This window comes from Candidatus Planktophila lacus (genome assembly GCF_002288325.1).
Classification (GTDB): Bacteria; Actinomycetota; Actinomycetes; order Nanopelagicales; family Nanopelagicaceae; genus Planktophila; species Planktophila lacus.
Genome location: NZ_CP016780.1, coordinates 1,293,879 through 1,315,673, shown reverse-complemented (window position 1 = coordinate 1,315,673; position 21,795 = coordinate 1,293,879). Strand labels below are relative to the sequence as shown.

The 21,795-nt window shown below is 46.6% G+C and carries 22 protein-coding genes; 12 read left to right on the top strand and 10 right to left on the bottom strand.

Annotated features, from left to right (window positions below; all coding sequences use genetic code 11):
• Window positions 1-34 precede the first annotated feature (34 nt).
• A complete protein-coding gene (locus tag A1sIIB106_RS06715; protein ID WP_095671704.1) occupies window positions 35-802 on the top strand; it encodes an ROK family protein in 768 nt (255 codons plus the stop codon).
• Here A1sIIB106_RS06715 and A1sIIB106_RS06710 read toward each other — a convergent pair whose 3' ends face one another.
• Together A1sIIB106_RS06710 and A1sIIB106_RS06705 are read right to left on the bottom strand one after the other, a co-directional pair.
• On the bottom strand, window positions 803-2,116 hold the full coding sequence (locus A1sIIB106_RS06710; RefSeq protein WP_095677765.1) for an FGGY-family carbohydrate kinase: 1,314 nt from the start codon (window positions 2,114-2,116) through the stop codon (window positions 803-805).
• A gap of 14 nt (window positions 2,117-2,130) precedes the next feature.
• Window positions 2,131-3,165 (bottom strand): phosphoheptose isomerase, encoded by a 1,035-nt coding sequence (locus A1sIIB106_RS06705; RefSeq protein ID WP_095677764.1) that lies wholly within the window; start codon window positions 3,163-3,165, stop codon window positions 2,131-2,133.
• 55 nt (window positions 3,166-3,220) lie between these two features.
• On the opposite strand from A1sIIB106_RS06705, the gene A1sIIB106_RS06700 reads away from it, so the two are divergent.
• From A1sIIB106_RS06700 to rbsK, 3 genes are read left to right on the top strand one after another with little or no spacing between them, the layout of a single operon-like run.
• Window positions 3,221-4,051, top strand: coding sequence for a class I fructose-bisphosphate aldolase (locus tag A1sIIB106_RS06700; RefSeq protein WP_095677763.1), 831 nt, complete (start codon window positions 3,221-3,223; stop codon window positions 4,049-4,051).
• Window position 4,052: 1 nt separating this feature from the next.
• A complete protein-coding gene (locus A1sIIB106_RS06695) occupies window positions 4,053-5,189 on the top strand; it encodes a Gfo/Idh/MocA family protein (RefSeq protein WP_095677762.1) in 1,137 nt (378 codons plus the stop codon).
• Window positions 5,190-5,191: 2 nt separating this feature from the next.
• Window positions 5,192-6,112, top strand: coding sequence for a ribokinase (gene rbsK / locus A1sIIB106_RS06690; RefSeq protein WP_095677761.1), 921 nt, complete (start codon window positions 5,192-5,194; stop codon window positions 6,110-6,112).
• On the opposite strand, the gene A1sIIB106_RS06685 is transcribed toward rbsK, so the two are convergent.
• Window positions 6,093-6,482 carry an RbsD/FucU domain-containing protein gene (locus A1sIIB106_RS06685; protein ID WP_095671698.1) on the bottom strand — a complete coding sequence of 130 codons (390 nt, stop codon included), beginning with the start codon at window positions 6,480-6,482 and terminating at the stop codon, window positions 6,093-6,095. The genes rbsK and A1sIIB106_RS06685 overlap by 20 nt on opposite strands.
• 51 nt (window positions 6,483-6,533) lie before the next feature.
• Between A1sIIB106_RS06685 and A1sIIB106_RS06680 the strand changes: the two genes are divergently transcribed.
• On the top strand, window positions 6,534-7,169 hold the full coding sequence (locus A1sIIB106_RS06680) for a nucleoside/nucleotide kinase family protein (RefSeq protein ID WP_095677760.1): 636 nt from the start codon (window positions 6,534-6,536) through the stop codon (window positions 7,167-7,169).
• A gap of 11 nt (window positions 7,170-7,180) precedes the next feature.
• Here A1sIIB106_RS06680 and A1sIIB106_RS06675 read toward each other — a convergent pair whose 3' ends face one another.
• Window positions 7,181-8,575: an aspartate aminotransferase family protein gene (locus tag A1sIIB106_RS06675; RefSeq protein ID WP_095677891.1), complete on the bottom strand. Its 1,395-nt coding sequence runs from the start codon at window positions 8,573-8,575 to the stop codon at window positions 7,181-7,183.
• A gap of 172 nt (window positions 8,576-8,747) precedes the next feature.
• Between A1sIIB106_RS06675 and A1sIIB106_RS06670 the strand changes: the two genes are divergently transcribed.
• Window positions 8,748-10,163, top strand: a complete 1,416-nt coding sequence (locus tag A1sIIB106_RS06670; RefSeq protein WP_095677759.1) for a glycosyltransferase — start codon at window positions 8,748-8,750, stop codon at window positions 10,161-10,163.
• On the top strand, window positions 10,160-10,489 hold the full coding sequence (locus tag A1sIIB106_RS06665; protein ID WP_095677758.1) for a PGPGW domain-containing protein: 330 nt from the start codon (window positions 10,160-10,162) through the stop codon (window positions 10,487-10,489). Before A1sIIB106_RS06670 ends, A1sIIB106_RS06665 begins: the two co-directional genes overlap by 4 nt.
• A gap of 7 nt (window positions 10,490-10,496) precedes the next feature.
• Here A1sIIB106_RS06665 and A1sIIB106_RS06660 read toward each other — a convergent pair whose 3' ends face one another.
• Window positions 10,497-11,309, bottom strand: coding sequence for a tryptophan 2,3-dioxygenase (locus A1sIIB106_RS06660; RefSeq protein ID WP_095677757.1), 813 nt, complete (start codon window positions 11,307-11,309; stop codon window positions 10,497-10,499).
• The gene (locus A1sIIB106_RS06655) at window positions 11,306-12,580 is read right to left on the bottom strand and encodes a kynureninase (protein WP_095677756.1); all 1,275 of its coding nucleotides are present in this window, start codon (window positions 12,578-12,580) and stop codon (window positions 11,306-11,308) included. Before A1sIIB106_RS06655 ends, A1sIIB106_RS06660 begins: the two co-directional genes overlap by 4 nt.
• Before the next feature lie 24 nt (window positions 12,581-12,604).
• On the opposite strand from A1sIIB106_RS06655, the gene A1sIIB106_RS06650 reads away from it, so the two are divergent.
• The 3 genes from A1sIIB106_RS06650 to A1sIIB106_RS06640 are packed head-to-tail and all read left to right on the top strand — an operon-like array spanning window position 12,605 to window position 15,878.
• Window positions 12,605-14,374 (top strand): ABC-F family ATP-binding cassette domain-containing protein, encoded by a 1,770-nt coding sequence (locus A1sIIB106_RS06650; RefSeq protein WP_095677755.1) that lies wholly within the window; start codon window positions 12,605-12,607, stop codon window positions 14,372-14,374.
• Window positions 14,375-14,388: 14 nt separating this feature from the next.
• Window positions 14,389-14,919: a TIGR00645 family protein gene (locus A1sIIB106_RS06645; RefSeq protein WP_095671691.1), complete on the top strand. Its 531-nt coding sequence runs from the start codon at window positions 14,389-14,391 to the stop codon at window positions 14,917-14,919.
• Window positions 14,920-14,957: 38 nt separating this feature from the next.
• On the top strand, window positions 14,958-15,878 hold the full coding sequence (locus A1sIIB106_RS06640) for a DMT family transporter (protein ID WP_420021962.1): 921 nt from the start codon (window positions 14,958-14,960) through the stop codon (window positions 15,876-15,878).
• On the opposite strand, the gene A1sIIB106_RS06635 is transcribed toward A1sIIB106_RS06640, so the two are convergent.
• Genes A1sIIB106_RS06635 through upp form a run of 3 tightly spaced genes read right to left on the bottom strand, consistent with a single transcriptional unit; the run spans window position 15,805 to window position 18,384 of the window.
• The gene (locus tag A1sIIB106_RS06635) at window positions 15,805-16,425 is read right to left on the bottom strand and encodes a DedA family protein (RefSeq protein WP_095677753.1); all 621 of its coding nucleotides are present in this window, start codon (window positions 16,423-16,425) and stop codon (window positions 15,805-15,807) included. The genes A1sIIB106_RS06640 and A1sIIB106_RS06635 overlap by 74 nt on opposite strands.
• Complete coding sequence (locus A1sIIB106_RS06630) at window positions 16,426-17,745, bottom strand: NAD-dependent malic enzyme (protein ID WP_095677752.1); 1,320 nt, start codon at window positions 17,743-17,745, stop codon at window positions 16,426-16,428. It lies immediately after the preceding gene.
• Window positions 17,746-18,384 carry a uracil phosphoribosyltransferase gene (upp, locus tag A1sIIB106_RS06625; protein ID WP_095671687.1) on the bottom strand — a complete coding sequence of 213 codons (639 nt, stop codon included), beginning with the start codon at window positions 18,382-18,384 and terminating at the stop codon, window positions 17,746-17,748.
• 46 nt (window positions 18,385-18,430) lie between these two features.
• Between upp and A1sIIB106_RS06620 the strand changes: the two genes are divergently transcribed.
• Together A1sIIB106_RS06620 and tadA are read left to right on the top strand one after the other, a co-directional pair.
• Entirely contained in the window at window positions 18,431-18,943 is a 513-nt protein-coding gene (locus tag A1sIIB106_RS06620; RefSeq protein WP_223298682.1) for a tRNA adenosine deaminase-associated protein, read from the top strand.
• A 26-nt stretch (window positions 18,944-18,969) separates the two neighbouring features.
• Window positions 18,970-19,404 (top strand): tRNA adenosine(34) deaminase TadA, encoded by a 435-nt coding sequence (gene tadA, locus A1sIIB106_RS06615; RefSeq protein WP_257789611.1) that lies wholly within the window; start codon window positions 18,970-18,972, stop codon window positions 19,402-19,404.
• On the opposite strand, the gene A1sIIB106_RS06610 is transcribed toward tadA, so the two are convergent.
• Entirely contained in the window at window positions 19,401-21,776 is a 2,376-nt protein-coding gene (locus tag A1sIIB106_RS06610; RefSeq protein WP_223298681.1) for an amino acid permease, read from the bottom strand. The genes tadA and A1sIIB106_RS06610 overlap by 4 nt on opposite strands.
• Window positions 21,777-21,795 lie beyond the last annotated feature (19 nt).

Here is a 21,795-nt window from a genome sequence, read left to right as displayed (position 1 = left end):
TCAGTTGTAGCAAGGGTTGTGGGAGAATTTTCCAATGGCCAACGATGAGCGCTTAACGCTATCCGTCGACTGCGGTGGACTCTTTCTAAAGAGTTGCGTACTCGATGAGTCAGGCACAATGCACTCAAAGCCAAGTCGAATTGAAACTCCTTACCCGCTTTCACCAGATCGCTTTATCGAAACCATTAAGGGAATCGCCGATTCACTTCCATCGGCATACCGTGCAACCGTTGGTATGCCCGGAATGATCCGTCATGGCGTTGTTATCTCGACACCGCATTACATGACTAAATCTGGTCCACGCACAAAGATCGATCCAGAACTCCAAGAACAGTGGAGCGGATTTGATATGCAAAACGCACTAACTAAAAAGTTAGAGATGCCAACTCGCGTTTTAAATGATGCTGAAGTTCATGGCGCCGGAATTATCTCGGGCTCTGGTTATGAAGTTGTGATCACGCTCGGAACTGGACTTGGCTTTGCAATCTTCTACGGTGGATCACTCTCACCACACATTGAGTTTTCACATGCCCCAGTTCGTCGCGCAACTACTTATGACACATGGATCGGCGAACACGAGCGTCGTCGCCTCGGAAATGCATTCTGGTCACGCCGTATTCGCGCCATGGTTGATGAACTTCGCCCAGTATTTATGTGGGATCGCCTTTATATCGGCGGCGGAAATGCGCGCTGTATTCGCCAAGCAGATCTAGATCGCATGGGCGATGAAGTTGTTATCGTTCCAAATGCAGCAGGAGTAGCTGGCGGTGTTCGCGCCTGGACTCTTGAACAATATAAATAGCTAACTTCTTAACTTAAGTATTCCTGCAGCAATTCCCGCGAACTCAGCGGCGCCTGTTGCACCAGCCTCGGTGGCATCAGAGACTTTGTAACTTCCAAATTGTTTCGTCTTCGCGCTTGCGATCATTGGATTTTTAACCCAACCCCCAGCAATAACTACATCCGTTGCTTGGCCGGTGAATTTTTCAATCAGCGAGACCATATTTGCTGACTCTTCAACTAAATGTTCAGCAGTTGCTCGAAAGAGCGCAGCAGGTGAGACGGCATCATCAAGGTTTGTGACCGAGAGGCCGTGATAATCATTGTTAACCCGTAGGGCACTAGCTTTCGGATCTATCTTTAACGCTACTTCACCAAGTGCAATCTTCTCATCGCGCGTTGAAACGCCGACGAGTGAACAAACTCTTTCTAGCGTTAGGCCAGTTGGTAGCGCGCCGAGCAATGTGAAGTGATCTGCAATTACCGAAGCGCTTAATCCAACGTTGGCTGCCGCTAATTCAGCGATGGCATCTCGAGATAACGGCTTCTTAAATGTGCGTAGTAAAGCCTCAGCGGTTCCCATCGAATCAAAGAGCGATCCTTCATTTATCGCACCGCAGTAATACGCAGCAGTGAAATGATCATGTCCGGCAATAGTAATTACTGCACCACGCAAAACTTCTGGTGCATCGTTGTTAACAACTCCTATTGGTTCACCTGCCACAACTAAACGAGCCAAGAAATCTTCGCCACCGCCAACTAGCGACATTGCTTCACGCCAAGGCGCACGCGCTTCGACATCGTAGAAACCAGTTCTGCTAACTAGGGATAGTTCATTTACCAAATCGGCGCCAAGGCAGTAAGCAACCCATTCTGGCGCTGAGAGAAAGTGTTTGGCTTTGCGCGTTTCAGGGTATTCCTGATTTAACCAGAGCGTTTTTGAAATCGATGCAATTTCATTTAGCAGTGCACCAGCGCGCGCTCTAAATTCGTAATCGCCAAGCTCTTTGATGATTGGTTCAGTTAAGCCACGCGGATCGTGCCACGCTAAACCAGGTGCCAGTGGCTTACCAGCACCATCAATCAAAACTCCGGTTTCGCTAAAGCCGGTGAAACCAATTGCTGCGACTTTCCCACCAGCAAGTTCTGCCGCTTTCGCTGCAACTGCGGTGACCGTCTTAGCCAAGAGCAACATATCTATATCGCTATTGTTTTTCTCATGGCGCCAAGGAGTTGGCTCGGCGTACTCAGCGATTACCTTTAAATCAATATCTGTTGCAACTGCCTTGATTCGAGATGTGCCGATATCGACACCGATCAAAATTTGTTGAGACATTTTAATCGTGACGCTTACGGCGCAACTCGCGCCAGTTCTGCAAGTGGTGGGCGACAGACAATCGCGTTCGCTCCACTGAAAGCAAACGCACCAGCGCTATGTGGAATCACAATGGCATCGCCTTTAGTTATCCCCATTTCTGGTGCGTTAGCGAAGGAAATTGATCCTGATCCATCTAAGACAAGTGCGACGGCAAAGCCAGCTTGGAAATCACCAGAACCAGGCGCTAAATGCGCTCGGAAGTACCCATCTGATTTCAGAGGCAGAACCGAACGAAGCGCCCCACCCGAAAAGACGTTATGAGTAATTAGTGAATCAAATTCAGAATCAGTTAAAGGATCAAGTAGCAGCGCGTCGGTAACGGTTTCAAAACCTAAACCGAGATGGCCATCTTTGATTCCATCCACTGCAAAGCCTTCCCATTCAAGAAGCGCTGATAAATCAGTTGGCTCTTGTAGTTCCAAAACAAATATTCCAGCATCAATTGCATGTGCAACTCCTGCTGGAACTAAAACCGCATCGCCAACTTGAACTTCGGTGCGACGAAGTGATGCAAGAAGTGCCGCAGAATCTTGCGCGCGGACCAATTTAAGTAGATCTTCTTTATTCTGTTTCTGTGCGAATCCGAGTCCAACTCCAGAACCGGCTGGCGCTTCTAAGATAATCCACGCTTCAGTTTTTCCATGATCTAAACCGAGATGAGTTTTCGCAAAGGCTTTATTTGGATGGTAATGAACTGGAAGGCGCTGATCTGGATCTAGCAACTTGATTAAAATTTCTGTACTTAAGCCAAAGTTCTTTACGTGATCTGCACCCAACCAACCATCAGAATCGTTCTTGATTGCATCGCGTAGCAAAGTGCCATCACTTAAACGTGAAAGCCCTTGCTCTGCTTCACCAAAACGAGTTGTGATCGAACCGATCCACTCTTCAGGACGCATTGGTCCTCCGGGGCCGTGACGTAAGGCGCCGATTCGATTGCCACCGCGATAAAAGTGATCAAATTGATTAGAAGGTAGCTTGGAAGGGGTGGTTGAACTCTGTGACATGGTTCTAGACTACTTGCAGAGTTAATGAAATTACCAGCGAAAATGGAGCCACTTAATGTCTGATGTATCAATTCGCCTAAAGCGCTTATTTAACAATGGCCGCTGCTTCGATATCGCAGTTGACCATGGCTTCTTTGGTGAAGGAACATTCCTTGCAGGCATTGAAGATATGGGCGCTGCAGTTAATACCTTGATTGATGCTGCACCTGATGCAATTCAATTGACCCTAGGGCAAGCCAAGCACCTACAGAACAATCCGAAGCCAAATAAACCGGCGCTGGTGTTGCGCACAGATGTTGCAAACGTTTATGGCAAGGTAATTCCAGATCATCTCTTTAGTATTTTGCTTGAAGATGCGGTGCTGCAGGCAGTACGTCTTGATGCCGCGATTGTGGTTGTGAACCTACTTGATCTGCCGGGCCGCCCCGAACTTCGCGATTCTTGTATTCGCAACATCATGACTCTTAAGGCGCAGTGCGAGCATTACGGAATGCCGCTAATGGTTGAGCCTCTAGTTATGAAGGATGCAACAACCGGCGGATACACATCAGATGGTGAGCTTGAAAAAGTTGTCCCACTTGTGCGACAGGCAATTGAATTAGGCGCGGATGTAATTAAGGCAGATCCAACAGATGTCGCAGCTGATTATCACCACGTCATTCAAACTGCGGGTTCAGTACCAGTTCTAGTTCGTGGTGGTGGACGTGTCTCTGACGAGGAACTGCTAAATCGCACCGCCGAAGTTCTAAAGCAAGGCGCAGCGGGAATTGTTTACGGTCGAAATATCATCGCTCATCCAAAACCAGCGAAGATGACCCAAGCGTTGATGGCGATGTTACATAAAGGCACATCCGCACAGGATGCGCTAAAGATTGTCTCTGCTTGATATGTCTACACAGAAGACGGTAAAGGTCGGAATTATCGGCGGTGGCCTAATGGGCCGTGAACTACTTGCTCTAGTTGGGCGCTGGGATGCGCTCCTAGATCATCCAGTTCGCCCAGTGATTACCGCGATCGCAGATACCTCTGATGCGGTGCGCGAATTCTTTACCAATGCAGGAGTTTCTGAGTCATACAGTGACTACAAAGAGTTGTTAGCTAGCCCTAACGTTGATGTGGTTTACATCGCCGTTCCGCATAACCTGCATGAAGAAATTTATATTGCCGCGATAAACGCTGGTAAAGATTTTCTAGGTGAAAAGCCCTTCGGAATCGATCTAGCGGCTGCAGAAAAGATTGAGGCAGCGCTAGTTGGTAAGAAAAATTTCGTACGCGTATCTAGCGAACTGCCATTCTTTCCAGGCGCACAGGCTGCTATTCGCGAAGCGCGCAGTGGCAATCTAGGAGAAATAGTAGAAGTTAGTTCTGGGCTACTTCACTCATCGGATATCGATCGCAAGAAGAAAATAAACTGGAAGCGTCAACGTAAATTCTGCGGCGATATCGGCGTACTCGGTGATCTCGGAATGCACGCGGCGCATATCCCACTTCGCTTGGGATATAAACCAACAAAGGTCTTTGCAATTCTTGATGACATCGTTACGCATCGTGAAAGCGCTGCAGGCGAGCAAGTGCCTTGCGATACTTTTGATAACGCAGTCCTTGCGATGCGCGCTGCCAACCCCGACAACGATCGCGAATTTCCGATGTTCTGGGAGATGAAGCGAATCGCTCCAGGTGAAAGCAATACCTTCTTCTTTAGCGCAATTGGAATGACCGGGGGAGTTCGCTTTAGTACAAAGAACCCTGCGGTTTATCACACCTTTGCGCTGCGTAACGGAGAACAAGTCTGGTCTGAGATCCAACCAGGTCACGCTTCAAATTGGCCAGTGATCACCGGACATATCTTTGAATTTGGTTTTCCTGATGCGCTATTGCAGATGTGGGCTGCATACTTCGCAGAACGCGAAGGGAAACTTGGCGATAAATTTGCTTGCGCCTCCGTTTCTGAAGTTGTTGATTCGCATCGCACATTTGCAGCAGCGATGAAATCACATGAAACTCGTACAGAAGTTGCGTTGTAAAGATGCAAGACTTTTCCAAAACCAAGATCGCTGTAATCGGCAGCACCATGATGGATTTAACTGTCTATGCAGACATTCTTCCGGCCGCCGGTGAAACCCGCTTTGGAGAAAGTTTTACAACTGGATTCGGTGGAAAAGGCGCCAATCAAGCGGTAATGGCAGCCCGTACTGGCGCTAAAGTCACAATGATCACCGGCATCGGAAACGATGGATTTGGTAGCGAAAGCTTGGCTAACTTTAAGAACTGTGGAATGGATACAACTTCAGTTCTGCAATTGCCAACACACACTGGCGTGGCACATATCTGGGTGGATGGCCAAGGCCAGAATCGAATTTCAATTGTTCCAGGCGCAAATTTTGCGCTGACACCACAGAATGCAATTGATGAAGTCTCCAAGTTAAAAGCAGTCAGCGTATTAATCGCACAATGTGAAATTCCACAAGAAGTAACACTGGCTGCTTTTCGTACCGCTCAGGAACTTGGGATCACAACAATCCTTAATCCTGCGCCTTATCAACCACTTACAGATGACCTGCTCGAGTTAACAGATTGGTTAATACCTAACGAGATTGAATTTGCTGAACTCGATAAGACCCATCGTGCACCGGATTCAGATGCAGTTATTGCATCGCTTCGCAAAACTGGCCGCACGATCGTAACTTTGGGAAGCGATGGGGCAGCGCTAGTAACTGCAGACGGTTCTGTTAAGCGATTCGCAGCTAAGAAAGTAACGGCGACGGATACAACTGGTGCAGGCGATTGCTTTATTGGCGCATTTGCCGCTGCGTTAGCATCGGGTGCAAGCGAAGAATCAGCAGTTCAATTTGGAATCGATTGTGCAACCAAGAGCGTTACCCGAAAGGGAGCGCAATCTTCTTATCCAAAAATTGAAGAGATAGATTTCAGCCTGATCGCAAAATAACGCTGCTGTACGGAACAGCATCGCCAGTATGAATAATTCCTAGCGCTTGGCCAACTTTAACTTTAAATTCTTCATGAGGAATTACCGTAGTTGCTAATCCGCGATGATGAGTTTTGTACTCAGCAACTGTTGCGGCATCAACCTTCGCCTCAAACTCTGCCGCCAAATACATTCCAGTTAAATCTAGGTGCGGCAAAATCGCGTCGAGTACCTGTGAAACCGTTGGAGTGCCCATGACTAGAGCGAGGTCGATGGTTTCAACGTTTGGATAAGTCGGAAATGGGCCATCAACAATCGCAATGGTGTTTACATGGCGAAATCTGGCTAGAAGTGAGGCGAGATCTCCGTTGATGATTCCGTTTTTTATCATGAAATTATGATTCCCTAGTATTGCGTTAAGTTCAAGCGCTAAACTTGAAAAGTGCCCGAACAATTAGCAAACCAACAGGCGGCTTTAGCAAGGATTCAAGGCTTTCTCTCTGACTCAACTGAGCGCGTGCTTATCGGAATAATTGGCAAACCTGGCGCCGGAAAATCCACGCTCTCAAAGTTCTTAATGAGCAAACTTCCCAAAGAGTTTGTAACTGTTGTCCCGATGGATGGTTATCACTTAAGTAATAAGGTTTTAAAGGATCTAAAGCGCGCTGATCGAAAAGGCGCTCCAGATACCTTTGATGTTGCAGGTTTTGCATCCCTTGTAAAGCGAATTAGATCTGAGCAAACACAGAATATTTACTATCCAATATTTGATCGTGCTATTGAAGAATCAATCGCGGCTCAGGGCGTAGTTACATCAGATACCAAGGTTGTAATTATTGAAGGTAATTACTTATTACACGATGCTGGCGGTTGGGAAGCGGTAAAAGACTTATTGGATGAGAGTTGGATGGTTGATGTAGATGACGATAAGAGAATTGCTCGCTTAATCTCGCGCCATATCGCTTACGGAAAAGAACCAGAAGCTGCCAAAGCGTGGGCAAAGGGAACTGATGAAGCAAATGCCCAATTAATCGAACGCGGGCGTGCGCGAGCAGATTTCGTAGTTCGGATCGATTAGCTAAAAAGTAATTAGCTACGAAGCGCTGCGGCAAGTGAACGGAAATCTTCGACCAAGATGTCGATCTCTTTCTGTCCGTGAGCCAAACTGATCAACCATTGCTCATCAAGTCCCGGAGGCGTAATGATTCCGCGGTTAAGTGACCAGAGCCAAGAGAGTTCGGCTACGCCAAAGTCGGTTGCTTTGTAATCGCGGTAGTTGCGCACTGGAGTTGTCGACCAAGTAATACAGCCCTTAACACCGAATCCAACGGTGTGTGCAGGAAGTTGATACTCCTCGATAATCTCTGAGATGCGCTCAAGTGCTTGTTGATTAAGCGCTTCAGCAGCAGCCAAAGTTTCGGCGGTACAAATTTTATCGACAGCGCGAATTCCGGCCATGGCAAGCGGGTTGCCGTTAAATGTTCCGAAGTGAGCCATCTTTCCATTTACAACGAAATCCATATATTTCTGCTTGCCACCAAATGCAGCGAGAGTTAATCCGCCACCAATTGATTTTGCAAGAGTAATCAAATCTGGCTTAACGCCAAGACGTTGCGCTGCACCTTGATGGCCAGCAGTTAAACCAGTCTTTACCTCATCAAAGATTAAGACAATTCCGTATTGATCGCAGAGTTCGCGAACACGTTCTAGGTAACCGGCATCTGGAAGAACAATTCCGATATTTTCGAGAACTGGTTCAACGATGAAGCAGGCGATGGTAGATGCGTGCTTAGCGAAAATTTGTTCTAGCGATTCAGGATTGTTATAAGGAACAACGTGAACATTTCCGGCAACTAAATTCTCATCAACCACAGCGGTTGGGAAATCAGCATCGCCAGCAGCATCAAGTTTTGGTTTTGCTGAAACTACAAATGGGTCGTAACTTCCGTGATAACCGCCCTCAACTTTTACGATATCGCGCTTACCAGTTGCAGACCGAGCCACGCGAACGGCATACATAGTTGATTCGGTGCCAGAGTTAGTAAAGCGAACCTGATCAATACCGAAGCGACGGCAGATACGTTCAGCAGCATCGGTTGAGATAGGTGAAGGGGTGACAAAGAGCATCCCGGTATCGAGCGATGCCTTAACTTCTTCAACGACGACTGGGTTTAAGTGGCCAGCGAGCATTGCTCCGAAGCCCATTGAAAGATCGAGCAGCTGACGACCATCAACATCGGTCATCCATGCGCCTTGCGCAGAGACAATTGAAATTGGATATGGATCCCAGTGTTGGAAACTTGAGGTAACGCCTAAAGGAAGGGATTTCATGGAGCGTGCGCTCTCAGCGAGCGATCCCTTAGTGTTCTTAGTAAATAACTCCCACTCTGAGGCAAGTAAAGAGGCTACTTTTTCAGGCGAGACAGGCGTTGATGTTGCTGGTACTAATCTAAAACTTTCCGCATGATGCGATTGTGTAATCATTTTAAAGCTGTACGGCAAAGGTTTCTGATTTAGAAACTCGTTTGAGAAGTACTCTCCCGATCCTTTCATTCTTTCGAATGTGGGTTAAGTATCTCTGAAGTCAAAAAAAGTTGCAACCCCTAGGCCATTTTATGCGAGAAGTTCGGGCGTTTCTCATAAACTTTAGGGCGTTATGGAAAAACCAACAATAATTCTTGCAACAAGCAATGGCGTAGGAATGGGCCATTTAGCTCGTGCATCTGCAATTGCATATTCTCTAAAAGAGATTGCAAATCCAATTATTGTTTCTATGGCTGGCGGAATAGCAGAAGTTCCGGACTTTATGGGAATACGTTGCGAATACATTCCTGGTAAAGATCGAATGTGGATGACGCGCGATAACTGGGATATTTACTTGCGCGATCGTTTACTAGCGTTAGTTGATGAAACTGGTGCACGAGTTCTATCTTTTGATGGAGTAGTTCCGTACCCAGGTGTTATTGCTGCAAAATTTAGCCATCCAAAACTTTCTTTAGTATGGGTACGTCGCGGTCTCTGGCAGAAGAAACCGCAGAGATTTGTCTTAGGTTTGCAATCAAAGATGATGGATCACATCGTTGAACCAGGAGATATTGCGCGCGCATATGATTTTGGGCCAACTGCAACTCGCAAAGATGCAACGCTAACTTCGCCGGTTTCACTCTTTGATAAGAGCACTGCATTTAGCCGCGATGAGGCCCGCCAGATTCTGGGGCTAGATTTAAACCGCCCTGCTGTATTGGTTCAGCTCGGAACTGGCGATAGCGATGTCAACGAGAAGATGACCGCAGCGCTTTCAGGTCTCTTAGGTTGGAAAGATCTGCAAGTAATCCTTACCAAGCAACCTTTAGATAAAGATGGAAAATCTCTGGCTCCAGAAGGGCTAGATATCCGAGTCGTTCGCTACTTCCCGCTGGCAAAAGTTCTCCACGCATTTGATGCCAGCGTTTGTGCGACTGGCTACAACGGAGTTCATGAACTCTTGCCGGCGTTGGTGCCAACGGTCTTTGTCTCAAATATTCGCGGCACTGATGATCAAGATGCCCGCGCAAAGTGGTGCCACGACTTTGGCTTTGCACTTCGCGCCGATCAAGCAGATTTAGCAGATATTTCTGCGAAGGTGCGCGAACTACAGAACCCACAAGTAAGGGCTGCGTTAAGCGCTAAATGTGCAGAGCTTCCCGAAACAACTGGTGGCGCCGAGATTGCAAAGATTCTCTACGAGCTAGCTACGGCAAAAGAGCCAGTGCGTCCTTCTCGAGCCACCTTTATCCGCTTAAATATCCAAGAACATTTAAATCGCGGTCTGCGCCATGTTGCATATCTTGGTTTGCGCAGACTCGCACTTGTTTATCGCAAACTGCGCCCACATGCTAACGTTGAAACAACACGCGAAGAAGCTCCAATTTGGGGAGAAGAGAACACTGCAAAAAGCCTTCACCCGCTAATTAAGGGCAGTAGACGTTTTGAACATTTAATAACTGGCGCATCTGAAAGTTATAAAATGCGACGTAGAGAAATTGCAGATGCCGCTTACGGAGAACTAACTGAGGGAATAAGAAAAAAATGAGAATCAGAACTTGGTTTAAGAAAACAGTAATCGGTCGCTTAGTTTGGCGAATAATTATTGGTGTGATTGGCGGTGCTATAACTGTTGCTGGCGCAATTGCTCTAGTTGGTCCAGGACCTGGAATCCTTATTGTTTTAGCCGGGCTTGGAATATTGGCGACAGAATTTGCATGGGCGGCGCGCGTAATGGTTCATACAAGAACTTACGCCCAGAAAGCTGCAGATAAAGCCGGAATACCAAAGTGGGCTCAATTAGCCCTGATCGCCGTAGGTGCTGTTATTTCAATAATTGTGATTATCTATCTTGTCTCAACGGGAAGAATTTAATTACTAATTAAAATTGAGATCGGATCTCCCAGAGATCTTTAAAGACCGGGTTAAATAAAGTACTCGCTAAATATTTAACCCCATCAGAGCCACCCGTGCCAGCTTTATGGCCAATGGTTCGCTCCACCATTTTCACGTGGCGATAGCGCCATTCTTGCAAGCCCTCATCGATATCTACTAATCGCTCACAAACCATTGCAGATTCAGGATCGCTACGGTGTACTTCAAGGAGCGCCTCGAGTACTCGTGGATCGGATTGGTAATGAGTGCTTTTATCACGCTCCAATACATCGCCAGGAATCTTATGTCCGCGCTTTGCAAGGTAGGCGAGAGTTGAATCCCAGATCGAATTTCGTGAAGTGATTTCGCGGATTTCTTCCTGAACATCTACAGGAAGGTGTGAAGCCATCTTTGAATCTCTGCGCCCCAAGAGCGCCTCAACTTTTCTAAATTGTGCAGATTGGAATCCACTTGATGATGAAAGATAACCGCGGAAAGCGTTGAACTGTAGGGGAGTCATAGTTTCTAAAATATCTACCTGCGTTACGCAGACTTTTAAGATCGTGCGAATACGCCCCAGAATTGCGAGAGAGCGGTGGGTATCTCCGGCTTCAAGAGATTTTGCAGCCGCCTCAAATTCATGAATTAACTGCTTAAACCAGAGTTCGTAACTTTGGTGGATGATGATGAATAACATTTCATCATGCTCGGGACCTTCTGAATCTGGACTTTTAGATAGTGGCTTTTGTAACTTTAAAAGTTCATCGACTGCCAGATACGAAGTGTAGGTAAGTGCAGAATCGAAATCTTGATCGCTCATGTCACACGCGAATCTGTTTTTTCAATCTTTTCGTATTGCCGTGATGAAACTAGATCTCTAATGCGCGCAAAACCATCCCAAACTTCAACATAAGAAGTTGGCAGTGGCGCTATAGCTAGACGTATTGAATCTGGAGTGCGGTAGTCAGGGATTACATCTGCGAACTCGCGTAGCGCAACACAAATACGCGCAGCATCTGGATGGCCAAGTGAAATGTGCCCACCACGTTCTTGGGGATTTCGTGAAGTAAGTAAAGTGAATCCAAGTTCTGCCAGCCACGCATCGTAAAGCTGAATCATCATCTCGGTTCCGATCGCTGCTTTTTCAGAGATAGCGCCGATACCTGCTTCTTCGATCATCGTAAACGCGCTCTTTATACAGCGAAGCCCAATGAGTGAAGGGCTAGCAATTTGGAAACCACGAATCCCTTCCGCCTTTTCAAATACTGGACCCATTGCAAATTGATCACCTTGAGAGAACCAACCTTGAATTGGAACCTGAAGTTCGGCCTGTACCTTCTTATTTACATATAACCAAGCGGGGGAACCAGGTCCTGAATTTCCATATTTATATGTACAACCGATCGCGATATCAACGCCATTCTTATCAAAGTCCATCTCAATCGCACCAACTGCATGACTGGCATCCCAGAGCATGAGCGCCCCGTATTTGCGAACTAAGTCAGTTAAGGGCTTGATGTCATTGCGCGCACCTGAGCGATACTGAATAACTTCTAGAGTAACTAGAGCAACATCATCGCTTAAGTAAGGTTCCAAGATTTCAGAAGTTATTCGCTCATTCTCTGCTTTGCCTGGCGTTTCGTTATCAATAATTATTAATTTAAGCCCTAACTGTTTTGCAATTCCTTCAAGTATGTAGCGATCTGTCGGAAAATTTGCAGCATCGGTAATTATTGTTTTGCGTCCTGGGCGGGCGTTAATTGCAGCCAGTGCTAACTGATAGAAATTTACGGATGTTGTATCGCAAGCCAAGACTTGTCCGGCCGCAGCTCCAAGAGTCGAACGACCAATTAGATCGCCAGTTGGTTGCGCCTCATCAACCCAGTGTCCCCAACCGGTAACTACTTCGGGACCCCATTCATCTCGCATAAAGGAGTTGACTGCCTCGATCGTTGAAAGAGGCAAACGACCTAGCGAATTGCCATCCAGATAACAGATATTTGGATCGCTGATCACAAATTGCGAACGGAAGCGCGCTAATGGATCGCGTTCATCAAGATCGATGGCAAATTGTCGGTCAGTGGCTTTCATAGTTGAAAGGTACGCTCTCCCATCGTGGCGCGCAATCTTGTCAATATCGAAGAGGTCTCAAAGGCCTTTGATATTAGAGCGCTGCTTGAAAGAGTTTCACTTGGCGTTTCTGAAGGCGATCGCATCGGAATCGTTGGCCGTAACGGTTCTGGAAAAAGCACGCTAATGAAGATTATTGCTGCTGTTGAACAACCAGATCAAGGCCGCGTAACTAAAGCAAATAGCGTGAAGATCGGGCTGCTTTCCCAAGTTGATAAAGCAGATCCCAATTCAACAGTGGGTGATGTTGTAATTGGCGATAGAGAAAAACATGAATGGGCTAGTGATTCTGGAATCCGCGAGGTGTTTACCGGGTTATTCGGTGGCTTTGATGACCACTTATTTGAAAGAAAATTTGCCACACTCTCTGGCGGTGAAAAACGTCGTGTTGGATTAGCCAAACTTCTGATCGATGACCTTGATCTAATTCTGTTGGACGAGCCGACAAACCATTTAGATGTGGAAGGCGTTGCTTGGTTGGCAGAGCATTTAAACCAACGAAAGAATTTAGCGGTCCTAGTTATTACTCACGATCGTTGGTTTCTTGATGCGGTCACTGATAGAACGTGGGAAGTTGTTGGCGGCAAAGTAGAAGAGTATGACGGTGGTTATTCTGCATTCGTCTTGGCTAAGGCTGAACGTTCCCGACAAGCAAGTGCGATGGATGCGCGCCGAAATAACTTGATTCGTAAAGAATTGGCGTGGCTGCGCCGCGGTGCTCCTGCACGAACAACAAAACCGAAATTTAGAGTAGATGCCGCAAATGTATTGATTGCTGAAGAACCTGCGCCGCGCGATCAAGGTGAGCTCTTGAAATTTGCACGTAACCGATTAGGTAACACTGTTTATGAAGCTCACCATGCGCAAATTCGCGCCGGTGAGAAAGAGTTGATCGACGATCTCTACTGGAACGTTGGTCCTGGCGACCGCATAGGAATTGTCGGCGTAAACGGCGCTGGAAAAACCACCTTAATGCGCACGCTGGCGGGGGAAATTCCACCATATGCTGGAAAACTCGTAACCGGTGTCACTGTTAAAGCGGCATTCCTGACGCAGCATCTTGATGAGTTAAATCCAACTTGGCGAGTTTTAGAGGCGGTTGAAAAGGTTGCTTCACATATCGAACTTGGAAATGGTAAGTCACTTTCTGCATCACAACTCTGCGAACGTCTTGGCTTTGATAAAGACTCGCAATGGACTCCTGTAGGAGATCTATCTGGGGGAGAGAAACGTCGCTTACAACTAACGCGCTTGTTAATGGATTCCCCAAATGTTTTATTACTTGATGAACCAACAAATGATTTTGATATTGAGACGCTAACTGAACTTGAAGATCTTTTGGATAGCTACGGTGGAACACTTATAGTCATCTCACACGATCGATATTTCCTGGAACGCGTCTGTGATCGTTTCGTTGGGCTGCTAGGAGATAAAGAATTACGCGATTTGCCACGTGGTGTTGATCAATACTTGGAACAACGAGCGCAGTCGCTGCAAAAACCAGCTGAAGCAGCAAAAGGAAAATCTCAATCTTCTGCGGCGGAGCAGCGACAATTGAAAAAAGATTTGGTTCGCGTCGAAAGACAGATTCAGAAGGCTAAGGAAAAGATCGCAGAGCTTGAAAGCGCGCAAGAAAAAGCCGCATTCGACCCGACAGAGTTGATTCGGATCAGCGCAGAACTAGAAACACAACGCGCAGAAATCAACTCTCGCGAAGAAGAATGGTTAGAAATTACCCTTCAACTTGGCCTTTGAGTTAAAATAAAGTTATGAGTCGTATATCCCATGCCGTTGAAGCCATTCTCTTTCGCAGCCGTTTCTTACTGGCGCCTCTTTACTTAGGTTTAGTCGGGGCGCTTGGACTGCTTGCCTACCGCTTCGTAATTGAATTTTGGCATTTGGCGGAGAAGACAGCTTCAATGAACGCCAGCGAATTCACCTTGGCGCTTCTTGCACTTCTCGATTTAACGCTACTAGCTAACTTAATTTTGATGGTTATCTTCGCCGGTTATGAAAACTTTGTCTCTCGAATTGATATTGCAACTGAATCGAAAGATCGGCCACATTGGATGGGAACCATTGATTTTAGTGGGCTTAAGATCAAGTTAATTGGATCGCTAGTTGCTATCTCGGTAATCGAACTTCTCAAAGATTTCATCGAACTAGCTGGTGAAGCTGAAGTCGGTGAAGGCACCATCTGGCGAATCGCAATCCACCTGACATTTGTTATTTCTGGCGTTCTCTTCGCTTTGATGGATTGGATCGCAGATAAGCGTGAATTTGTCGGCACTCATAAGTAGTGAATAAAAGTAATCCCCGCCTAAATTTTTTAGCGGCTATCTCCGGTGTAATGATCGCGCTCCAAGCGCGCGCCAATGGCGAACTTTCACATCGCATGGGAAACCCAATTGAAGCAGCGCTAGTTTCATTTGGCTCTGGATTAATTGTGATTTCGTTAATCGCCGCCTTCAATCCTGCAATCAAGCAAGGTATCCGCAATCTAAAGAGCGCTGTAACAAAGAAAGAGATTCCAGTCTGGACTCTCTTTGCAGGAATGCTCGGCGGCAGTTTTGTCGCTTTTCAAACGCAGGTAGTTCCAATAGTTGGCGTTGCAATCTATTCAGTGGCATCGATTGCAGGACAGACTGCATCATCGCTATTTGTTGACCGGATCGGGTTAACCGGCGGTGGCAAGAAAGCGATCACCAAGCGTCGAGTTTTGGCAGCGTTTGTAACTGTATTTGCCGTCTTGGTTTCGGTAATTGATCGAATTGATGCGCGAAATCTCTCGCTATTTGCGGTCTTTTTCGGTGTTTTTGCAGGAGCGATTGTTGGCGTTCAAAGAGCGTTAAATGGTCAGATTAACGAGAGCACTCAACAAAGTTTCACAACTTCTTTGCTCAACTTCATCATGGGTACAACATTTCTACTTGTATTCCTAATCGTTGCGGCGCTAGTGACTCAAGTTGAAATAGTCGCACTTCCATCTGGTCCTTGGTGGATGTACACCGGCGGAACAATCGGAGTTATCTACATCGCATTTACATCAACAATTGTTCAACATTTAGGCGTTCTGACATTTACTTTAATTAGCGTGGGTGGACAACTCGTTGGTTCCTTACTTATCGACCTTTACTCACCGACTCAAGGTGTACAGATTAGCGCTTACTTAGTAACTGGAATTCTTATGACTTATCTGGGCGTGGTTGTCGGTGGCGTCGGTAATTCACAAAAGCGGAGATTGCTGAAGCGCCAATAAAGAAAGCGGCGATTGCGTAAGAAAAACTCTTAACCCAAGGAATGGATGCCGCGTAGTACCCGGCAAGAGTTATTCCCACACCCCATAAAAGTGCGCCAAGAACGTTTGCAGATAAGAAACGGTAGTAATTCATCTTCGCAGCACCGGCAATTGGTGGAACGAAGGTGCGAATCCATGGGAAGAATCGAGCGGCGACAACAGCCCACCAACCAGTACTTTCATAGAAATCCTCCGCGTTTTTAATCATCTTCTGTACGCGCAGAGATTCGCGCTTATCTAAATAAGGACGACCTACAACTCGACCAATTACGAATCCAACTTGATCACCGAAGAATGCGGCGAGAAAGATCGCAGTTACCAGAATTACGATATTTATATTTCCATGGATAGCCGCCACAAGTCCGGCGCTAAAGAGAATCGAATCACCAGGCAAGAAGAACCCGAATAGCAGGCCCGTTTCAATAAAGACAATCCCGGCAACTACGACGTAGAAGATAAATGGTGCGAGGGTAGAGAGTTGTGCATCAAAAGAGGCTGCAATCTCCATTTAAACGCTCTTTTTAACTGCAGCCGCCACCTTTGCGACGACCTGAGAATCGAAGACGCTAGGAACGATAAAAGAAGCATTTAACTGAGATTCGGAGACACAAGATGCGATCGCCTCAGCTGCTGCAATCAGTAATTCATCTGTGATCTTGTGAGCCTGAGCATCTAAAAGACCACGGAAAATTCCGGGGAAGGCGAGAACATTGTTAATTTGATTTGGTTGATCGCTGCGACCGGTTGCAACAACGGTTGCATACTTGCGAGCAATAACGGGATCAATCTCTGGATCTGGGTTAGCGAGTGCAAAAACAATAGAGCCCTTGGCCATTCCAGCGACATCTTCTTCAGTTAATACATTTGGAGCGCTAACGCCAATAAAGACATCAGCGCCCTTCATGGCATCTGAAATTTTCCCCGAAAATCCAGCGGTAACGCAACCATCTTTATCGAAAGCAATTATCTTTGAGGCGCCACTCTTTGATAATAGCCGCGCAATTGCAGTTCCGGCAGCGCCAGCGCCGCTCATGACGATAGTGATCTCATTCATCTTCTTATTGACCAGTTTGAGTGAGTTAGTGAGTGCCGCAAGAACAACAATCGCAGTGCCATGTTGATCATCATGAAAAACTGGAATATCTAACAATTCGCGCAAACGTTCTTCGATTTCAAAACAACGTGGAGCTGAGATATCTTCCAAGTTAATTCCACCGTATACAGGTGCAATCAATTGAACCGTACGAACGATCTCATCAACATCTTGGGTATCAAGGCAGACTGGCCAAGCATCCACATCTGCAAAGCGTTTAAAGAGCGCAGCCTTTCCTTCCATAACCGGCAAGGCAGCTGATGGTCCTATGTTTCCAAGCCCGAGAACTGCAGAACCATCAGTGACAACAGCGACGGTATTTCGCTTCATGGTTAGGCGACGCACATCTGCTGGATCATCAACAATCGCCTGACAGATTCGCGCAACACCAGGTGTGTACGCGCGCGAAAGGTCATCACGAGTCTTTAGTGGGACCTTTGATTGAACCTCGAGTTTCCCACCAAGGTGGAGTAGAAATGTTCGATCGCTAACCTTGCGAACCGTTAGCCCTTTATGTGCGGTTAAAGCCAGATTGATTTCTTGTGCATGATCAGCATCAATGGTGTCGCAAGTTACGTCGATGACAACTCTTTCAAGAAGTGACTCAACAACGTCAAGTGCAGTAATTGTTGCGCCGGCACCTGTAATCGTTGCGGTAATTAGCGCAACAGGTTGTAAATCAGGTGAACCTTCAACACGGATTGTGATTCCGTATCCTGGGGAAGTTGAGGCCACTTAAACAACACCATAAAGACGATCGCCGGCATCGCCAAGACCGGGAACGATGTACCCGTGTTCGTTTAGCTTTTCATCAAGTGCGCCAGTAACTAAAGTAATTGGAACGCCAGATTTTGCAAAGGCATCTTCCAAAACTTTAATTCCTTCAGGCGCTGAGAGAATACAGATTGCAGTTATGTCATCTGCACCGCGCTCGATAAGAAAGTTAATTGCAGCAACTAAAGTTCCACCAGTTGCCAACATCGGATCTAAAACAAAGCATTGACGCCCAGCTAAATTTTCAGGGAGACGATTTGCATAGGTGCTTGCCTTTAAAGTTTTTTCATCACGAACCATGCCTAAGAATCCGACTTCTGCAGTTGGAATCAAACGCGTCATGCCTTCAAGCATTCCAAGGCCAGCGCGCAAGATCGGAACAACAACCGGACGGGGATCAGAGAGTTTTAAGCCAGTCGTCTGTGTGACTGGAGTCTTTATAGAAACTTTTTCAGTTCTGACTTCACGCGTAGCCTCGTAGGCAAGCAGAGTCACAAGTTCTTCTACCAAGTGACGGAAAGTTGGTGAATCAGTTCTTTCATCGCGCAGGACGGTCAACTTATGAGTGATAAGCGGGTGGTCGGCGACGTGAACTTTCATAGCGCCTACCTTACAGGGGTTTTCATCTAGCCCAATGAGTGCCAATATGTCTGATGTGAGTGATGCAAATTACGAAGCAAGTTCCGACGGGGCTGTCGCGGCTAACGAGGTTGATATCGCCGTTGCTGCCTGGCACGAGGAGGGGCGCTGGAACCTAGCGTTGTTACCTGACGCACATGATCTGCCGCACATTATTGATCGACTTAAATCACAACAAACAAATGGCGGCGCGATAGCACTTCTAGCAATTGATGAAGAATTTTTTATGTTGATTCGAGTTTTAGGTTCACATATAAGTATGTTTTTAAGCGATGTAACTTGCGCACTTGATTATGAAGTTGCTGCAGAATTCTTAGAGCTTTGTGATTTAGATTCACCAGAAGAAGATGATGAACCACTTCCGGTTGGACATCTAGAAATTTTGGCAGACCTTGGCGTTAACTCAATGGAGATCTCTGCTCTCTGTGATGATGCAGAACTTTTCCCTGATGAACAACTCGAAGCAATTGCTAGTCGCTTAGGATTCGCAGATCAATTTGCGGAGCTATTGGAGTTATAAGAATTTCTACCCACACGCCTGAATCGCTGATGCAAGAAGCGATCGCAATTGCACGTCAAGCAACCGCTACTGGAGATGTTCCTGTCGGTGCTTTAGTAATCAATAAAGATGGCGTAGTTATTGGCACGGGATCTAATGAAAGAGAAGCAAATAATGATCCGACTGCACACGCTGAAATTGTTGCAATTCGCAACGCTGCCGCACGATTACAAAATTCACGTTTAGATGGTTGCACGCTTGTTGTAACTTTGGAGCCTTGTCCAATGTGTGCCGGAGCCATTGCCCAATCAAGAATTTCACATCTGATATTTGGCGCATGGGATGCCAAAGGCGGCGCAGTTGGCTCAGTTTGGGATGTTATTCGTGATCCACGTTCGCTTTACAAGCTAGATGTAACAGCAGGAATCTGCGAAAGTGAATGCGCTGATTTACTGCGAGATTTCTTTGAAGGTCAGCGCTAAACAAGAAGTTCGTAAGAAGGGTTCAAGATAGTCAAAGCGCCTTCTTCTTCTCCGACCATTCCTTCGGCGCGTAGTTGCGAACCGACTTCTAAGCCTGCAATCTCGCGACGTCCCAAGAATTGCAGAGTAACCCCACCGGTCTGATCCCAAACTTCTACCTGAAGAATTGGCGCAGATCCTCGCGGCGCGCTTTTAATTGCAGTTACGCGACCCTGAACATGAGCCCGCTTGCGCCACTGGATTTCACCAATTGGCGTCATATTTTCTGCGTAATGGCTAATTGGTTCGACGTTCTTTATTACATCTTCAACAGGCTTAAATTTTGCAACTGGAGTTGCCGCTGGTTTTGCTTCACCTTGAGGCGCAACTGTTAATTGTGTTGCAGATGTAATGCGATCCACGTCGAAAGGAACGATAGTTGCAACAACGCGCTGCAATTGAGAAATAGGTGCGGCAATTTCTTCCGCTGTTTGATCATGCAACAAGCGGCCAAGGAAACCAGAATATGCACGACGAGGAAGCAGAAGCGTCAACTCGACATCATTCTTTTCCGTCATGCGGATTGCATAGTCGAGCGCTGAATTTGCAAGTCGTCTATCAGGGCAGTCGATTAATTCGAGAGTGACATCATCTAGCGCATCTGACTTGGCCCAGGCCTCTTTAATTGCTTCTGCTCGACGATCATCGATTACGAAGTGAACAGCGCTGAGATTTCTTGGTTTCAAACTACGCGCATACCGAATGGCTCCAACTGTTGCTAAATCCACGTTATCGACCAGAACTGTAACGTTGTGGCGAACGATCGTTGTAGCACGCTCTTGTTCACGTCGGACTAATAAAGCATCTTGTTCGCGAGTGTATTGGCGACGTAAGCGTAAGAATGAAACAACCATGATCGGAGCAACCACCAGAACCAACCAAGCGCCTTGTGTAAATTTCACAACAGAGAAGATGATCACAATTACGAGTGAGACAGATCCCGCAAGGAAATTAATTACAACTCGTACTCTCCAGCCGTCGGGTTTTACTCGAATTGAATGCTTGGTCATACCGAAACCGGCCAGTGCAAAACCAGTAAATACGCCGAGTGCATAGAAAGCGACTAGATGCTCAACCGAACCTGCGGTAATCAAAACCAAGACAATTCCACCACCGGCAAGTAGCAAGATGCCATTTGAGAAAGCCAGGCGGTGGCCGCGCTTAGTTAATTGGCGTGGAAGGTAGCCATCAGTTGCAACAAAGTTACAGAGCAGTGGGAAAGCGCTGTATGTGGTGTTAGCGCCAGCAAAGAGAATAAGCATCGTTGCAAGCTGAACCATTACGAACATAAAGCTGCCGAAAGCACCACCACCGATTGCAGCCTTGGCGATCTGCGAAATAACTGTAGGAGTTCCTGATTCATAAGGCATTGCTTGAATGTGATGAGCAAAGTAAGAAACTCCAAGTACGAGAGTTCCAAGGATGCAGCTCATGATCACGAGTGTGCGTTTTGCGTTTACATGTTCTGGTGTCTTAAATAGCGCAACGCCATCGGAAATTGCTTCCAAACCAGTTAGTGAAGATCCGCCATTTGCAAATGCACGAAGCAGGATAAAGATTGCAGCTGCCGTTAAAAGTCCTTGCTCTTGTCCAACTTCAACCGCACCGGGTAGATCAGTTGCAAGAACTGGAAGCGTTCCGTTGAAGAGTCGCCAGAAACCCATTCCGAAGACAATCAACATACAACCGACGAAGAAGTAAGTTGGGAATGCAAAAGCTTTTCCGGCTTCTTTAACACCGCGGAGATTTCCGTAAGTAAGTAGAACGATTACCAACAAGATCATTGGAATTTTCCATGGATCGAGTGATGGGAATGTAGAAATGATTGCGGCAACACCTGCTGCAGATTGAATTGCAACTGTTACGACGTAATCAAGAATCAAAGCAACTGCTGCAATCTGCGCTGTTACAGGTCCGAAATTATCTCGCGCGACAATGTATGCGCCACCAGTTTTTGTATAAACATCGATCACATTGCGGTATGAAAGTGTAATTATGGTAAGAATTACCAAAACAACCGCTGTCATTGGCATCAATATTGCGAAAGCTGCTAATCCAAATGCTGGCAAGAGCGCAATAAGAATCTGTTCAGTACCGTAAGCCGAAGATGAAATACAGTCGGAAGAGAGAATTCCGAGTGCGTAGCGCTTTGATAAACGTTGATGTCCGAGCGAATGTCGGTTAAGCGCATTACCTAAAAGACGGCGCTTTACCTTGTAGCTAAGCGGATCTTTTACATGCGCAGTTTCTTGGAGAGCAACTGGTTCAGGCGCACCATCTGTCCACGACTTGGGCACAAAAACTCCTTCAGTTACCGCGGCTAGCGCGTCCATTTAACTATTTAGTATGCTC

Coding starts and splice junctions, on each gene's coding strand:
- A1sIIB106_RS06715 (WP_095671704.1), top strand. CDS start 35: ATGGCCAACGATGAGCGCTTAACGCTATCCGTCGACTGCGGTGGACTC.
- A1sIIB106_RS06710 (WP_095677765.1), bottom strand. CDS start 2,116: ATGTCTCAACAAATTTTGATCGGTGTCGATATCGGCACATCTCGAATC.
- A1sIIB106_RS06705 (WP_095677764.1), bottom strand. CDS start 3,165: ATGTCACAGAGTTCAACCACCCCTTCCAAGCTACCTTCTAATCAATTT.
- A1sIIB106_RS06700 (WP_095677763.1), top strand. CDS start 3,221: ATGTCTGATGTATCAATTCGCCTAAAGCGCTTATTTAACAATGGCCGC.
- A1sIIB106_RS06695 (WP_095677762.1), top strand. CDS start 4,053: ATGTCTACACAGAAGACGGTAAAGGTCGGAATTATCGGCGGTGGCCTA.
- rbsK (WP_095677761.1), top strand. CDS start 5,192: ATGCAAGACTTTTCCAAAACCAAGATCGCTGTAATCGGCAGCACCATG.
- A1sIIB106_RS06685 (WP_095671698.1), bottom strand. CDS start 6,482: ATGATAAAAAACGGAATCATCAACGGAGATCTCGCCTCACTTCTAGCC.
- A1sIIB106_RS06675 (WP_095677891.1), bottom strand. CDS start 8,575: ATGATTACACAATCGCATCATGCGGAAAGTTTTAGATTAGTACCAGCA.
- A1sIIB106_RS06670 (WP_095677759.1), top strand. CDS start 8,748: ATGGAAAAACCAACAATAATTCTTGCAACAAGCAATGGCGTAGGAATG.
- A1sIIB106_RS06665 (WP_095677758.1), top strand. CDS start 10,160: ATGAGAATCAGAACTTGGTTTAAGAAAACAGTAATCGGTCGCTTAGTT.
- A1sIIB106_RS06660 (WP_095677757.1), bottom strand. CDS start 11,309: ATGAGCGATCAAGATTTCGATTCTGCACTTACCTACACTTCGTATCTG.
- A1sIIB106_RS06655 (WP_095677756.1), bottom strand. CDS start 12,580: ATGAAAGCCACTGACCGACAATTTGCCATCGATCTTGATGAACGCGAT.
- A1sIIB106_RS06645 (WP_095671691.1), top strand. CDS start 14,389: ATGAGTCGTATATCCCATGCCGTTGAAGCCATTCTCTTTCGCAGCCGT.
- A1sIIB106_RS06635 (WP_095677753.1), bottom strand. CDS start 16,425: ATGGAGATTGCAGCCTCTTTTGATGCACAACTCTCTACCCTCGCACCA.
- upp (WP_095671687.1), bottom strand. CDS start 18,384: ATGAAAGTTCACGTCGCCGACCACCCGCTTATCACTCATAAGTTGACC.
- A1sIIB106_RS06620 (WP_223298682.1), top strand. CDS start 18,431: ATGTCTGATGTGAGTGATGCAAATTACGAAGCAAGTTCCGACGGGGCT.
- A1sIIB106_RS06610 (WP_223298681.1), bottom strand. CDS start 21,776: ATGGACGCGCTAGCCGCGGTAACTGAAGGAGTTTTTGTGCCCAAGTCG.